Annotated in this window: 11 protein-coding genes; 5 read left to right on the top strand and 6 right to left on the bottom strand. The window is 65.7% G+C overall.

Annotated elements, in window-relative coordinates:
* The first annotated feature begins 43 nt into the window (after positions 1–43).
* The gene (gene pdeM, locus I3J27_RS37250; RefSeq protein ID WP_270163782.1) at positions 44–715 is read left to right on the top strand and encodes a ligase-associated DNA damage response endonuclease PdeM; all 672 of its coding nucleotides are present in this window, start codon (positions 44–46) and stop codon (positions 713–715) included.
* 354 nt (positions 716–1,069) lie between these two features.
* Entirely contained in the window at positions 1,070–1,501 is a 432-nt protein-coding gene (locus I3J27_RS37245; protein ID WP_270163781.1) for a hypothetical protein, read from the top strand.
* Positions 1,502–1,606: 105 nt separating this feature from the next.
* On the opposite strand, the gene I3J27_RS37240 is transcribed toward I3J27_RS37245, so the two are convergent.
* Positions 1,607–2,383 (bottom strand): DUF2865 domain-containing protein, encoded by a 777-nt coding sequence (locus tag I3J27_RS37240; protein ID WP_270163780.1) that lies wholly within the window; start codon positions 2,381–2,383, stop codon positions 1,607–1,609.
* 239 nt (positions 2,384–2,622) lie between these two features.
* Positions 2,623–3,186, bottom strand: a complete 564-nt coding sequence (gene pyrE / locus I3J27_RS37235) for an orotate phosphoribosyltransferase (protein ID WP_270163779.1) — start codon at positions 3,184–3,186, stop codon at positions 2,623–2,625.
* A 173-nt stretch (positions 3,187–3,359) separates the two neighbouring features.
* Here pyrE and I3J27_RS37230 point away from each other — a divergent pair, with 173 nt between their 5' ends.
* Positions 3,360–3,986 (top strand): glutathione S-transferase family protein, encoded by a 627-nt coding sequence (locus I3J27_RS37230; protein WP_270163778.1) that lies wholly within the window; start codon positions 3,360–3,362, stop codon positions 3,984–3,986.
* A gap of 194 nt (positions 3,987–4,180) precedes the next feature.
* On the opposite strand, the gene I3J27_RS37225 is transcribed toward I3J27_RS37230, so the two are convergent.
* From I3J27_RS37225 to I3J27_RS37210, 4 genes are all read right to left on the bottom strand, one after another.
* Complete coding sequence (locus I3J27_RS37225; RefSeq protein WP_270163777.1) at positions 4,181–4,816, bottom strand: LysE family translocator; 636 nt, start codon at positions 4,814–4,816, stop codon at positions 4,181–4,183.
* Between the two features lie 80 nt (positions 4,817–4,896).
* On the bottom strand, positions 4,897–5,532 hold the full coding sequence (locus I3J27_RS37220; RefSeq protein ID WP_270163776.1) for a LysE family translocator: 636 nt from the start codon (positions 5,530–5,532) through the stop codon (positions 4,897–4,899).
* A 46-nt stretch (positions 5,533–5,578) separates the two neighbouring features.
* Entirely contained in the window at positions 5,579–8,620 is a 3,042-nt protein-coding gene (polA, locus tag I3J27_RS37215) for a DNA polymerase I (RefSeq protein WP_270163775.1), read from the bottom strand.
* Between the two features lie 214 nt (positions 8,621–8,834).
* Positions 8,835–9,902 (bottom strand): acyltransferase family protein, encoded by a 1,068-nt coding sequence (locus tag I3J27_RS37210; protein ID WP_270163774.1) that lies wholly within the window; start codon positions 9,900–9,902, stop codon positions 8,835–8,837.
* 195 nt (positions 9,903–10,097) lie between these two features.
* Here I3J27_RS37210 and I3J27_RS37205 point away from each other — a divergent pair, with 195 nt between their 5' ends.
* Both I3J27_RS37205 and hrpB read left to right on the top strand, forming a co-directional pair.
* Complete coding sequence (locus tag I3J27_RS37205; protein WP_270163773.1) at positions 10,098–11,414, top strand: UDP-glucose dehydrogenase family protein; 1,317 nt, start codon at positions 10,098–10,100, stop codon at positions 11,412–11,414.
* 142 nt (positions 11,415–11,556) lie between these two features.
* A complete protein-coding gene (hrpB, locus tag I3J27_RS37200; protein WP_270163772.1) occupies positions 11,557–14,031 on the top strand; it encodes an ATP-dependent helicase HrpB in 2,475 nt (824 codons plus the stop codon).
* The last annotated feature ends 99 nt before the right edge of the window (positions 14,032–14,130 follow it).

Below are 14,130 nucleotides of genomic sequence, written 5' to 3'. Positions count from 1 at the left end.
TGACGTGGCGGCAGGCGCGCTGATTTCGGGGGATGTCGAGGACATGCGCGTTTCCAGAGTCACCATCAGCGATGTGACCTTCGCAACCGATCTTTCCGGTGCACTATTCTGGGAAGAGCAGCGCCTGCTCGTCGTCTCCGATCTGCATCTCGAAAAAGGCTCAAGCTTCGCCACCCGCGGCGTGCTGCTGCCGCCCTACGATACGCTGGCGACGCTCGGCCGGCTCGCTGCTGTCATCTCCCGCCATAACCCGCGCACTGTCATCGCGCTCGGCGACAGCTTTCACGACCGCACCGCGCATGAGCGCCTGTCGGCCGACGACCGCGATGCCGTCGCCGCGCTCCAGAGCGGCCGCGACTGGATCTGGATCTCCGGCAATCACGATCCGATGCTGCCGCGCGATCTCGGCGGCACCATCGCCGACGAGGTCGCGATTGGCCCGATCACCTTCCGCCATGAGCCGACCGGCGCGCACGGCGAGATCGCAGGCCATCTCCATCCAAAGGCTCGCGTCTCCGCGCGCGGCCGTTCGATGGAGCGCCGCTGCTTCGCCAGTGACGGGATGCGCGCCGTGATGCCGGCCTTCGGGGCCTATGCCGGCGGCCTCAGCATCCGCGACGCCGCGTTTGCAAAGATCTTTCGGAAAAACGGCTTTGTCGCCCATCTGCTCGGCGACCGCCGCGTCCACGCCATTGCCGCCTCGCGCTGCTATTGAGATCCCGGCCGTCGCGTTGTCGGCCGCTATCGGCCGAATGGGAACCTCGCGAACCGAAATTAGGACAGCATTCCATACGGTAGTCTTCCGGAATCGCCCAAGCCTGTTGTCGGCTCTAACGTCACTCTTGCCGGGGCTGGAATTTCTCATCCCGAACAAGATTGTAACCGGCAAAGGGGTCGCTGCGAGGCGGCCCCTTTCGATTCCGGCAAGTCGCAGGGGCTTCGGCGAGGACGGCCTCGCCATTCGTTCCAGAACAAATTAAGAACACTTTAGCAAGTCTTTGATATATCATTGTGATTCGGCGCGATGCCGACACAATATCTAGCGTCTGTCAGACTTTGCGAGGACTACATGTCCACCATTGCCTTCGATCAATTCGCCCTCACCCGGATCGCGGATTTCGCGCGCTCGCTGTCGCGGCTGCATCAGGCGGCGCGGCGCCAGAGGGTCGATGACGACCAGTTCGACCGCGAGTTCAACGCCGTGTGCCAGTCGATCTGGGGCTACACCATCGACGACGTCAGCGACGATCTGTTCTCGGCCGAGGACCATCTGTTCCTGGACACGCTGGACGAAGCGCATGCACGCATCTTCGCGGCCGAGCAGGGCTATGACCTCATCGGCGAGACGGGCATGCTGACCGACTGGTGGGGTTTCTGCTGGATGATTTTGGCCGAGAAGCGCGGCCTGCTCACGGCCGAAAACCGCGCTGCTGCGCGCGCGGCGATCGAGGAGAAATATCTGGCCGCGCCGAACGTGATCGGAGTGATCATCGGGCGCTAGCGCCGCAAACTCCGTCATTGCGAGGAGCGAAGCGACGAAGCAATCCAGAGTGTCTCCGTAGAGGCATTTCTGGATTGCTTCGCTGCGCTCGCCAGAGAGACTGAACTAATCCAGTCCCGCCCGCTTCGCCGGCTTTGTCGTCTTCGGCACCGTCACATCAGGCAGCGCCTCGCGCACGATCTCGGCCGGCGCCGGCGCATCCGCCGACACTGTCTCGGCGCGCACCGGTGCGACCTTCATCTCGCCGAGGCGCGCGCGAACCTGCGCGGTGAGGCCGGGATAGGAGGCGACGGGGGTGAAATCTGCGGCCTGGTCGTTGCCGACGCGAATGCCGGTATAGGCGACGAGGCCATCGGTGGTTGCGATCACGTCGCCGGCCTTCAGCGAGGAATCCAGCGCCAGGTCGACCGGAGCAAGGCCGACCGGCTCACGGCCGTTGCAGGTGCAGTCGGCGCGCAGCGCCTTGCGATAGGCGAACGCGTTCTCGCTGTCGGCGTAACGCTCGCCGGTCTGCGACGCAGCGCCGTCGATCGAGGAGCCGAAATAGACCTTGGTCGCGCTGGCAGGACAAAACGCCTGACACATCTGCGCGGGCGAGGTGAGGCCGCGCATCAACGGAAAATATTTGCCGTCGCAGCTGCGCACGCAGAAGGCCGGACCCGAGCCGCCGGCCGCAGCCGAACGCGTCGGCGGCACATATTGCGGGGTTGCGGCATTCTGCTGGCCGGTGAAGGGATCGGCGTAGGAGTTCGCCTGCTGCGGCACCTCGCGCTGCGGCCGCTGCTGCTGCATGCCGCCGAAGAAGAAGTCGAACAGGCCTTCGGCCGAAACCGGGGCGGGGGCTGCAAGCAGCGGGGCTGCCAGGGTGGCGGCAACAAGCATCGCGCGACGCCGCCGGCGCGCATGGGACAGGACTGTACGCAAACGCTTACTCCACCCGACGCTACTGAACCGGGCCGAGACCATCAGGTCTCAGCACATGATTCACCATAAGGCCGGATGGTAAATGAGGGTTGAACGGGGACGGTTTCCGCGGACTCTCGTGCCCCGGACGCAGTGCTGCGCGCCGCCCTTCGCGGCGCGCCGCTACGCGTTGCGCCGCGCCCGGGACATGAGAGCTGTTACGCCTTCAAAAACTCCGACGCCTTGTACAGCGAGCGGAACGGCAGGCCGGCCGCACCGAACGTGTCGGTGGCGCCTTCCTCGCGGTCGACCATGGTCAGCACCAGGACCACCTCGGCGCCGGTCTCGCGCACGGATTCCACCGCCTTCATCGCGGAGCCGCCTGTCGTGGTGACGTCCTCGACGATGACGACGCGCTTGCCTTCGAGCGTCTCGCCCCTGGGCAGGCCCTCGATCGCGAGCTTGGCGCCGTGCTCCTTCGGCTTCTTGCGCACGAAGAACGCCGCGATCGGATGGCCCTTGATCCAGGAGATCTGCGCCAGCGCACCAGCCAGCGGCACCGCGCCCATCTCGAGCCCACCGATGAAATCGAGCTGATCGTCCTTCAGCGCCTCGTAAGTCAGCTCGGCGAGCAGGGTCGCGCCCTCGGGGTCGAGCATGGTCGGCTTGAGGTTGAAGTAGAAATCGCTCTTGCGGCCCGACGCGAGCGTCACGTCACCGCGGCCGAAGGAGCGCCGGCGGATGATTTCGAACAGGCGGGCGCGGGAGGCTGATTTCGACACGGCGGTCCCTCGGGAGCGTTTTTGGAAGTGGCGGAATTTATCCGCGACGGCGGCGACATTCCAGAGGGGGAGGCTCCCGTCAACAGGGATCGGCCATCCCGGTCCGCCGGTTGTGGGGGTGCAACCTTCTGGAGTAGGTGGAAGCCAGATATCTCGGGAAGGAAGCGCCTAGAATGACCATCGAGCTGCACACCTGGAACACGCCAAACGGCCGCAAGATCTCGGTCGCGCTGGAGGAAATGGGACTGCCCTACAAGGTGGTCCCGGTGAACATCACCAAGGGCGAGCAGATGGCGCCGGGGTTCCTCAAGCTCAGCCCCAACAACAAGATCCCCGCGATCCTCGACCCCGAGGGTCCGGACGGCAAGCCCGTCGGCATCTTCGAATCCGGCGCGATCCTGCTCTATCTCGGCGAAAAGACCGGCAAATTCCTGCCGAAATCGCTCGCAGGCCGTATCCCGGTCTACGAATGGCTGATGTGGCAGATGGGCGGCTTCGGCCCGATGCCCGGCCAGGTGCATCATTTCATCGCGCTCGAGAACGAGCAGGACCGCGCCTACGGCCTGAAACGTTACATGGCCGAGACGCGCCGGCTCTACGGCGTGCTCGACCGCCGGCTGGATGGCCGCGACTTCGTCGCCGGCGACCTCTCGGTTGCCGATTTTGCCATCCTGGGCTGGGCCTGGCGTCACCCTCGCCACAAGGTTGATCTGGCCGATTTCCCCAACGTCAAGCGCTGGTACGAAGCCCTGATGGCGCGCCCGGCCGTGAAGCGGGGCATGGAGGCGAAGCTGGATTGAGCTTCTCTCTTACCCTCCCCTGGAGGGGGAGGGTCGACTCACATCGAGCGCAGCGAGATGTGAGGCGGGTGGGGTGATCTTTCCACGCGGGCACTGTCGAATGGGGAGGGACCTTCACCCCACCCCGTCACGCAATCTCGCCGTGCTCGATCGCGTGCCGACCCTCCCCCTCCAGGGGAGGGTAAGAAACGACCTCACACCTTCTTCGCTTCCACCGCCATCCGCACCGCGAGCCCTGCCAGCACTGTCCCCATCAGCCAGCGCTGCACCAGCATCCAGCTCGGCCGGCGCGCCAGGAACAGCGCGATCGATCCGGCCGCGATCGCGATCATCGCATTCACGCTGACGCTGATCGCGATCTGGATCGCCCCCAGCACCACCGACTGCGTCAGTACGCTGCCGGCGGCGGGATCGATGAACTGCGGCAGCAGCGCCAGATACAGCATCGCGATCTTCGGATTGAGCAGATTGGTCACGAAGCCCATCGCGAACAATTTGCGCGGGCTGTCGATCGCAAGCGTCTTCACCTGGAACGGCGAACGTCCGCCCGGCTTCACCGCCTGCCAGCCCAGCCACAACAGATAACCGGCACCGGCAAAGCGCAGCGCATCATAGGCAAATGGAATGGCGAGCAGTAGCGCCGTGATGCCGAACGCCGCGGCCAGCATGTAGAACACGAAGCCGAGCGCCACGCCGCCGAGCGAGACGATGCCCGCCGCGGGCCCCTGCGTGATCGAGCGTGAGATCAGGTAGATCATGTTCGGCCCCGGCGTGAGCACGAGACCGAGGCAGACGAGGGCGAAGCCGAGCAGGGCGGAGGTGTGGGGCATGGCTGAACCGGTGCGGGAGATGGCACGGTTCTAATATGCGATGGAGCGCTGGACCATCGCGCAATTGCTCGGAGGACAATTCAATTCGGCCGGCCCGTCGTAAAGGCGAACCAGAGCGCGATAGCGACCAGCGCGAGCGCGAAAATGCGGCGCACCGTCTTGCGGTTGTTCGCGACGTCGATGGTCGATTGCAGCGAGCCCGCCAGCGTGACGATCGTTGTGTGGATCAAGGTTGCGATGATGACATAGACGATGCTGAGAATCAGGGTCTGCCTGACGACCGATCCGGCTTCGGCGCGGACGAACTCCGGCAACACCGCCACATAGAACACGGCTGCCTTCGGATTGAGCAGGTTGGTGATCAGCCCGCGTCGGAACGCCGGCCATGGCCGCCCATCGCCATCGCCGGCTTTATCGGGCGCGATGTCTTCCCGGCCCGACCAGGCCTCCCAGGCCAGCCACAGCAGATAGGCGACACCACTCCATCGCAGCAGACCGTAGAGCAGCGGCGAATGATCGATCGCGGCGGCGAGGCCGAATGCCGCGATGACGCCGTAAGTCATGAGCCCGAGCGCAATTCCGGCCACCGCCGCAAAGCCCGTACGCATGCCGCGGGAAAGCGACAGCGCCGCGAGATAGGTCATGTTGGGGCCGGGCGTGATCTCGATCACGAGCGACGTCAGCGCGAAAGCGAGCAGCGCATCGAGATCACTCACCTGGGTTTGCCTCCGTGCCCGGCTCGGTTTCGAGCGCGCCGACGGATCAGTGTGCCTCGTCCCAATTGTTCGCCGCGCGCGCATCGACATGCAGCGGCACCGAGAGCAGCACGGCCGGGAACGGTGCGTCCTGCATCACGTGCTGCACGACCGGGAGCGTCGCCTCGACCTCGGCGTCCGGCACCTCGAAGATCAGTTCGTCATGCACCTGGAGCAGCATCTGCGCCGAGAGCTTCTTCTCGGCGAGTGCGCCCTCCACCCGCGTCATGGCGCGGCGGATGATGTCGGCGGCGGTACCCTGCAGCCGCGCGTTGATCGCGGCGCGCTCGTTGAACGCGCGCACCGAGGCGTTGGACGCCTTGATGTCGGGATAATACATCTTCCGGCCGAACAGCGTGGTGACGTAGCCGTTCTGCCGGCAGAAATCGCGCGTCTCGTCCATATAGGCGCGGATGCCGGGAAAGCGCTCAAAGTACTTCTTGATGTAGGCCGAGGCTTCCTCGCGCGCGATGCCGAGCTGGTTGGCGAGGCCGAACGCCGAGATGCCGTAGATGATGCCGAAATTGATCGCCTTGGCGCGGCGGCGGATCTCGCTCGGCATACCCTTGATCGGCACCCCGAACATTTCCGAGGCCGTCATGGCGTGAATGTCGAGCCCGTCGCGGAACGCCTGCTTCAGCACGGGGATGTCGGCGATCTCGGCGAGCAGGCGCAGCTCGATCTGCGAATAGTCGGCGGAGACCAGCTTGTGCCCTGATATCGCGATGAAGGCGCGGCGGATCTTGCGGCCATCCTCGGTGCGGACCGGAATGTTCTGAAGGTTCGGCTCGTTCGACGACAGCCGGCCCGTCGTGGTCGCGGCCAGCGCGTAGGTGGTGTGGACGCGATGGGTCTGCGGATTGACGTAGGTCGGCAGCGCGTCGGTGTAGGTCGATTTCAGTTTCGAGACCTGGCGCCACTCCAGAATCTTCCGTGGGAAATCGTGGCCCTGCTCGGCGAGTTCGTCGAGCACCTGCGCGGTGGTGGACCACGCGCCGGTCTTGGTCTTGGTGCCGCCCGGCAGTCCCATCTTGCCGAACAGGATGTCGCCGATCTGCTTGGGGCTGCCGACGTTGACCGGCTCGCCCGCGATCTCCTGGATCTCGGCCTCGACGCGGGCCGCGGTCTGGGCGAAGTCGCCTGATAGCCGCGACAGCACCTGGCGGTCGATCGAGATGCCGCGCCGCTCCATGCGCGCGAGCACCGACACCAGCGGCCGTTCCAGCGTTTCGTAGACCGTCGTCATGTGCTCGGCGACGAGGCGCGGCTTCAGCACGCGCCAGACGCGCAAGGTCATGTCGGCGCCTTCCGCCGACAGCGGCGCCGCCTTGTCGATCGGCACCTGATCGAAGGTGATCTTGCCCTTGCCGCTGCCGAGCAGCTCGCCCTCCTTCAGCATGGCATGGCTGAACCAGCGCTCGGACAGCGATTCCAGCCCGTGCGAGCCGCGGCCGGCGTCGAGCACGTAGGAGATGAGCTGCGCATCGTCGCTGTTGCGCAAGGTGATGCCGTGCTGCGCCAGCATCACGGCCGTGAACTTGACGTCGAAACCGATCTTGAGGATGCCTGGTGATTCCAGCACCGGCCGCAACGCCTCGATCGCGTCGTCATGCTTGACCTGATCCGGCGCAAGGCCCGCGTCGAACAGGCCGGCGCCGCCGCCGGATTGCTTGTGCGCCAGCGGCACGTAGCAGGCCTCGTTCGGCGCCAGCGCCAGCGCGATGCCGCAGAGATCGGCCTGCATCGGGTCGATGGAGTTGGCGCGGATCTCGATCGCGACATGACCGGTGTCATGGATGCGCGCGATGAAGGCGTTGAGCTCCTTCAGCGATTTGATCGCCTGGTACTTGCCGCGCTCGACCGGAAGCTTGCGCAGCGCCTCCTCGCGCGCAGCAGCCAGCGAGATCGGCGCGCCCTTGAGGCTCGCACCCTTGTCGCCCTTGTCGCCGCCCGTCGCGGTGGCCGCAGGAGCGGCGAAGAGATCGCCGGACGCGTCGGACGATCTTGCTCTTGCTGCGCCGTCGCCGGCCCTGGCGCCGCTGCTGTTGCTGGCATCGGCATCGACGTTGGCGGGATCGATCTGCGAATAGTCCGCGACGCGACGCGTCAGCGTGGTGAATTCCATCGCCTTCAGGAAGGCGATCAGCTTGCGCGCATCGGGCTCGTGGACGGCGAGATCGTCCAGCGGCACGTCCAGCTTCACCTTGTCGTCAAGCAGCACGAGCTTGCGCGAAATCCGCGCCTTCTCGGCGTTCTCGAGCAGCGCCTCGCGCCGCTTCGGCTGCTTGATCTCGCCGGCACGGAACAGCAATTGTTCGAGGTCGCCATATTCGACGATCAGCTGCGCCGCGGTCTTGATGCCGATGCCGGGCACGCCGGGCACGTTGTCGGTGGAATCGCCGGCGAGCGCCTGCACCTCGACGACCTTCTCCGGCGGCACGCCGAACTTCTCGATCACTTCGGGGATGCCAATGCGGCGGTCCTTCATGGTGTCGTACATGGTGACGCAATCGGTGACGAGCTGCATCAGGTCCTTGTCGGATGACACGATGGTCGCGCTCGCGCCGCGCTCGCAGGCTTCACGGACATAGGTCGCGATCAGATCGTCGGCCTCGAAGCCGCCCTGTTCCAGGCATGGCAGGTCGAAGGCGCGCACGGCCTCGCGGATCAGTGCGAATTGCGGAATGAGATCATCGGGCGCCGGCGGCCGGTGCGCCTTGTATTCGGGATAGATCGTGTTGCGGAAGGTGACTTCCGACTTGTCGAACACGATGGCCAGATGCGTCGGCCGGTTGTCCTCGGGCATGTCGCGGAGCAGCTTCCACAGCATGTTGCAGAAGCCGAGCACGGCATTAACCTGAAGTCCGTCGGACTTGCGGTTCAGCGGCGGCAACGCGTGATAGGCGCGGAAGATGTAGCCGGAACCGTCGACCAGGAAGATGTGGTCGCCCTTGCCGACCGCCTTCGCGGCGACGGGTTTGGCAGCAGCTGTCGCAGCAGCGGGCTTGGTGTCAGCTTTGGTGGAGGTCTTCGGGGCAGTTTTGGGCATGGCCGCAATGTATGAATTTTTGCGGGCTTTGACAGCCTCGGAAGGCCGTTTTTTGGGTAGCCGACGCCGCTATCCCCACTGTCATTCCCCACACCCCCGCGTCATTCCCCGCGAAAGCGGGGAATCCAGTACGCCGCGGCGTATCGATCAACAATTGCTGTCTCTGGAATACTGGGTCGCCCGGTCAAGCCGGGCGACGACACCGAGAATGCAGCTACTCCGCCGCCTGCAACACAGCCCCCGCCTTCTTCGGCGCAATCCAGAACGCGTCGGGCCGCTCGAACAGGAAGTACGCGTTGAGCAGCAAGGCGGCCCGCCAGATCGCCAGCGATCCGACCACGCCGGCGATGGTGACGATCAGTGACACCGTGCCGATATCGGGAATGACGCCGGTGCGGAGCAGCAGCGTACGCGTCGCCGCCATCGGCAGGAAGAAGGCAAGATAGATCACGATCGAATGCTCGCCGCAGAAGCGGAAGAAATTGAGCCAATGTGCGCGTGCGAGCAGCGTGCCCATCGTGATGATGGCGCCGGCGCCGGCAAAGCCGAGCACGAGCGAGACGATCTTCCATTCGCTGGCGCCAATCGCGACGAGGCCGGCATTCACCAGCGCCCAGGTCGCGAGCCCGGCGAGCGCCAGCACCGGATAGCTGCGCGCGCGATCGGACAGCGCGAACACGTAAGGCGCAAACAGAAAGCCGGAATAGAAGTAGACGAAGCGCGCGCAGAACTCGTCGATCGCGGTCCACCCCGTCGTGATGCGCGCCGTCTCGAGCGCGGCGGCAACGAGCCAGATCGCGGCCGGCGGCATTCGTCGTGTCAGTTTTGTGACGACGAAGAAGATCGGCAGCAGATAGATGAACCAGAGCGTGCCGAACGGCTCGATGAAGGATTCCAGATACAGCAGACCTGCATCGCGCCAGCTGGTTTCGGCCGCGAAGGCCGGCGCCTTGAAGCCGAACTGGATTGTCACCCAGACGACATAGAAATAGGCGAAATGCACCACCTTGCGGTCGAGATAGGTTCGCCAGTCGCGATCGATCACCAACGGCAGGAACAGGCCCGAAATCAGGAAGAAGTCTGGCATCCGGAACGGCTTTGCGAAGGCCACCAGAACGTGCATGAAACCGGTCTCGCCGGCGGCGAGCTCGACTCCCAGCACCGAATGCATCATCACGACCATGACGATGCAGATGCCTTTGGCATAATCGACCCAGTCGACACGCGCGACAGGAGAGGCCTTGGAAAGCCCGCTCGCGGCGATTGTGCCTGATGGTGCCATGGTGTCCCGTTTCGAGGCGTGTTCCGCCCGGCTCTGTATGGGCGCGGGGCAGTGTGGAGCCCAGTGGTTTCCGACTTCTTTACCGGTTCAATTCGCGTGCCGGTTTTTGCTTCGCAGACGGTTCCCTTCCGCCGGGAAAATGCTAAACCGCCCCTTAATTGGGGTTTCGTTAACCAAGCCAGAACAGGGTTTTTCATGCGAATCGCGATGATCGGAACGGGCTATGTGGGACTGGTGTCCGGAGCCTGTTTCGCGGATTTCGGCCACGACGTCACCTGCGTCGACAAGGACGAGAGGAAGATCGCAGCGCTCCATCGCGGCGAGATCCCGATCTACGAGCCGGGCCTCGATGAACTGGTCGCGGCCAATGTGAAGGCCAAGCGGCTCGACTTCACCACCGATTTGTCGAAGCCGGTCGCGGACGCCGACGCCGTGTTCATCGCGGTCGGCACGCCGTCGCGCCGCGGTGATGGCCACGCCGATCTCTCCTATGTCTACGCCGCCGCGAAAGAGATCGCGCAGTCGCTGTCCGGCTTCACCGTCGTGGTGACCAAGTCGACCGTCCCGGTCGGCACCGGCGACGAGGTCGAGCGCATCATCCGCGAGACCAATCCCAAGGCCGACGTTGTCGTCGCCTCGAACCCGGAATTCCTGCGCGAGGGCGCGGCGATCCGCGACTTCAAATTCCCCGACCGCGTCGTGGTCGGCACCTCCGACGAGCGCGGCCGCAAGGTGATGGGCGACATCTATCGCCCGCTGTCGCTGAACCAGGCGCCGCTGATGTTCACCGCGCGCCGTACCGCCGAGATGATCAAATACGCCGCGAACGCGTTCCTCGCGACCAAGATCACCTTCATCAACGAGATCGCCGACCTGTCCGAGAAGGCCGGCGCCAACGTGCAGGAGGTCGCACGCGGCATTGGCCTCGACAACCGCATCGGCACCAAGTTCCTGCATGCCGGTCCCGGCTTCGGCGGCTCGTGCTTTCCGAAGGACACCAAGGCGCTGATCAAGATCGCGCAGGACTATGACGTCTCCTTGCGCATCGTCGAGTCGGTGCTGGCGGTCAACGAGAACCGCAAGCGCGCGATGGCGCGGAAAGTGAGCCATGTGCTCGGCGGCAATCTGCGCGGCAAGACCATTGCCGTGCTCGGCCTCACCTTCAAGCCTGACACCGACGACATGCGCGATGCGCCGTCGATCCCGCTCGTTACCGGCCTGATCGACATGGGCGCGAAGGTCAAGGCCTTCGACCCCGTCGGCATGGAGCAGGCCAAGAGCGAGCTGCCCGACATCACCTATTGCGAGGACGCCTATTCGTGCGCGCAGGGCGCCGATGCGGTCGTCGTTGTGACCGAATGGACGCAGTTCCGTGGCCTCGATCTCGACCGGCTGAAGGCGACCATGGCGCAGCCCGTCGTGGTCGATCTCCGCAACATCTTCAGCCCGCAGGACATGGCGGCCGCCGGCTTCACCTACGAGAGCGTCGGTCGTCCGCCGGCGCAGGGCTGATAGTTACCCGCGATTGTCATACCCCGCGAAGGCGGGGTATCCAGTCATCCCGATCTTCGTGATGATCGGGATCTGAGTTTACTGGATCACCCACCCTCGCGCGCAATTGCGCACGAGGCGGGGCGATGACGGATCGAGCCTTTTGCCCCGCAACTTCGACACGCCCCTCCCGATCGATGCCGTGCTCGACGACCTCTCGCGCACGCTGGAGGCCCACAACGCGGCCGTGCTGGTGGCCCCTCCGGGCGCCGGCAAGACCACGCGCGTGCCGCTGGCGCTGCTCGATGCCCCCTGGACCAAGGGCAAGAAGATCATCGTGCTGGAGCCGCGCCGCATCGCCGCGCGCGCCAGTGCCGATCGCATGGCCAAGTCGCTTGGCGAGAGGGCCGGGGAGACCGTCGGCTATCGCGTCCGCTTCGGCTCGAAGATCTCGCGCGCGACGCGCATCGAGGTGGTGACCGAGGGCATCTTCACCCGTCAGATTCTCGACGACCCCGAACTGTCGGGTGTCGCCGCCATCCTGTTCGACGAATTCCACGAGCGCTCGCTCGATGCCGACATGGGCCTCGCGCTGGCGCGCGACGCGCAACTGGGCTTGCGCGAAGATCTGCGCATCCTCGTGATGTCGGCAACGCTCGACGGCGCCCGCGTCGCAAGACTGCTTGGCGATGCCCCCGTCGTCGAAAGCGAGGGCCGCGCCTTCCCGGTCGAGACGCGCTATCTCGGCCGCAAGGCGGATGCGCCGATCGAGCGGCAGATGGCCGATGCGATCGCGTCCGCGCTGCGCGCCGACGGCGGCTCGGTGCTGGCGTTCCTGCCGGGCGCCGCCGAAATCCGCCGCACCCAGAATTTCCTCGCTGAGCGCGTGCAGGACGCCTCTATCGAGATCGTGCCGCTGTTCGGCGCGCTCGATGCCGCCGTGCAGGACCGCGCCATTTCTCCCGCACCCAAAGGCATGCGCAAGGTCGTGCTCGCGACCTCGATCGCGGAGACCTCGCTCACCATCGAAGGCGTCCGCATCGTCGTCGATTCCGGCCTTGCCCGCGTGCCGCGCTACGAGCCCGACATCGGCCTGACGCGGCTCGAGACTGTGCGCGCCGCACGCGCCGCGGTGGATCAGCGCCGCGGCCGCGCCGGCCGCACCGAGCCAGGAATCTGCTACCGGCTCTGGGACGAGCCGCAGACGGCGTCGCTCGCGCCCTACACCCAGCCGGAAATCTTGAGCGCCGATCTGTCCTCGCTGGTGCTCGATCTCGCGCAATGGGGCGTCGCCGATCCTGCCGCGCTGTCGTTCCTGGATCCGCCGCCGCAGCCAGCCTGGAAAGAGGCAAAAAGCCTGCTCTCCGAGCTCAATGCGCTCGATGGCGACAGCCGCATCACGGCGGAAGGCAAGAGCTTGCGCGCGCTGGCGCTGCCGCCGCGGCTGGCGCGCATGATCGTGGATTCGCATCGCGCCGGCGAGGGCGAAGCCGCCGCCGAGATCGCGGCCATCATCACCGAGCGCGGGCTCGGGGGCGACAGCGTCGATCTCGAGCACCGCCGCGACCAGTTCCGCCGCGATCGCTCGCCGCGCGCCGCGAGCGCGCGCGATCTGGCGCGGCGCTGGGCCTCGCAGGTGGCGGCCTCGGAGAAAGCGGGCCAGCAGGACGATCTCTCGACCGGCCTGATGCTGGCCTATGCCTTCCCGGACCGCGTCGCACGCAATCGCGGCAACGGCAGCTTCGTGCTCGCCAATGGCCGCGGCGCCGCCGTCGAGCAGACCTCCTCGCTCGCGCGCGCGCCCTATATCGCGATCGGCGAGATGACGGGCACGGCGGCGAGCGGACGCATCCTGCTCGCCGCGCAGATCACGCAGGACGAGATCGAGCGGCATTTCGCCGAGCATATCGAGAGCATCGACGAGATCTCGTTCGATCGCGGCGCGATGGCGCTGCGCGCGCGGCGCAAGCGCGCGCTGCATGCGATCACGCTGTCGGAGGCGACACTGGCCGTGTCGCCCTCGGAGGACACCGCGCGCATCTTTGCAGATGGGTTGATCGCAGCAGGCCTCGACCGGCTGCCCTGGTCGAAGGCCGCAAAACAATGGCGCGACCGCGTGATGTTCCTGCGCAAGGCCGAAGGCGATAGCTGGCCCGATCTCTCCGACGACGGGCTGGTCGCGCGACGCGACGACTGGCTGGTGCCCGCGCTCTACGACAAGATCGCGCTCAAGGACATCTCGCCCGGCGATCTCTCCGATGCGCTGATGGCGCTGCTGCCCTGGGAGATGCGTGCGCGGCTCGATCGCGAGGCGCCGACGCATTTCGAGGCGCCGACGGGAAGCGTGCTTGCGATCGACTACGAGGCCGAGCAGGGGCCGACCATCGCGGTGCGGCTGCAGGAATTGTTCGGCCTCAACACTCATCCCTCAATCGCGGCCGGCAAGGTGCCGCTGGTGCTGGAATTGCTGTCGCCGGCGCAGCGCCCGGTGCAGGTCACGCGCGATCTCCCAGGCTTTTGGCGCGGCAGTTACAGCGCGGTTCGCTCCGACCTGCGCGGCCGCTATCCCCGCCATCCCTGGCCCGAGGATCCGGCGAGCGCGCTGCCGACCCGGCGGGTGAAGCCGCGCGGGACGTAAGGAATCAAGACCGCGCATTAACCGCCCGCTCATCCTTTTCGTCAAAATAGCACCACCCCAGCCGTGGCCTCGCTCGCGGATGGCCGTGGCCCGTGATGA

It is taken from the genome of Bradyrhizobium xenonodulans (genome assembly GCF_027594865.1).
Taxonomy (GTDB): Bacteria; Pseudomonadota; Alphaproteobacteria; order Rhizobiales; family Xanthobacteraceae; genus Bradyrhizobium; species Bradyrhizobium xenonodulans.
Note: the sequence above shows the minus strand (reverse complement) of the source record. Positions and strands in the feature narration are given on the sequence as shown.

Bases quoted from the DNA above. Each gene is read 5' to 3' on its own strand.
- pdeM (WP_270163782.1), top strand. From the start codon at position 44: ATGCGCGTTTCCAGAGTCACCATCAGCGATGTGACCTTCGCAACCGAT.
- I3J27_RS37245 (WP_270163781.1), top strand. From the start codon at position 1,070: ATGTCCACCATTGCCTTCGATCAATTCGCCCTCACCCGGATCGCGGAT.
- I3J27_RS37240 (WP_270163780.1), bottom strand. From the start codon at position 2,383: ATGCTTGTTGCCGCCACCCTGGCAGCCCCGCTGCTTGCAGCCCCCGCC.
- I3J27_RS37230 (WP_270163778.1), top strand. From the start codon at position 3,360: ATGACCATCGAGCTGCACACCTGGAACACGCCAAACGGCCGCAAGATC.
- I3J27_RS37225 (WP_270163777.1), bottom strand. From the start codon at position 4,816: ATGCCCCACACCTCCGCCCTGCTCGGCTTCGCCCTCGTCTGCCTCGGT.
- polA (WP_270163775.1), bottom strand. From the start codon at position 8,620: ATGCCCAAAACTGCCCCGAAGACCTCCACCAAAGCTGACACCAAGCCC.
- I3J27_RS37210 (WP_270163774.1), bottom strand. From the start codon at position 9,902: ATGGCACCATCAGGCACAATCGCCGCGAGCGGGCTTTCCAAGGCCTCT.
- I3J27_RS37205 (WP_270163773.1), top strand. From the start codon at position 10,098: ATGCGAATCGCGATGATCGGAACGGGCTATGTGGGACTGGTGTCCGGA.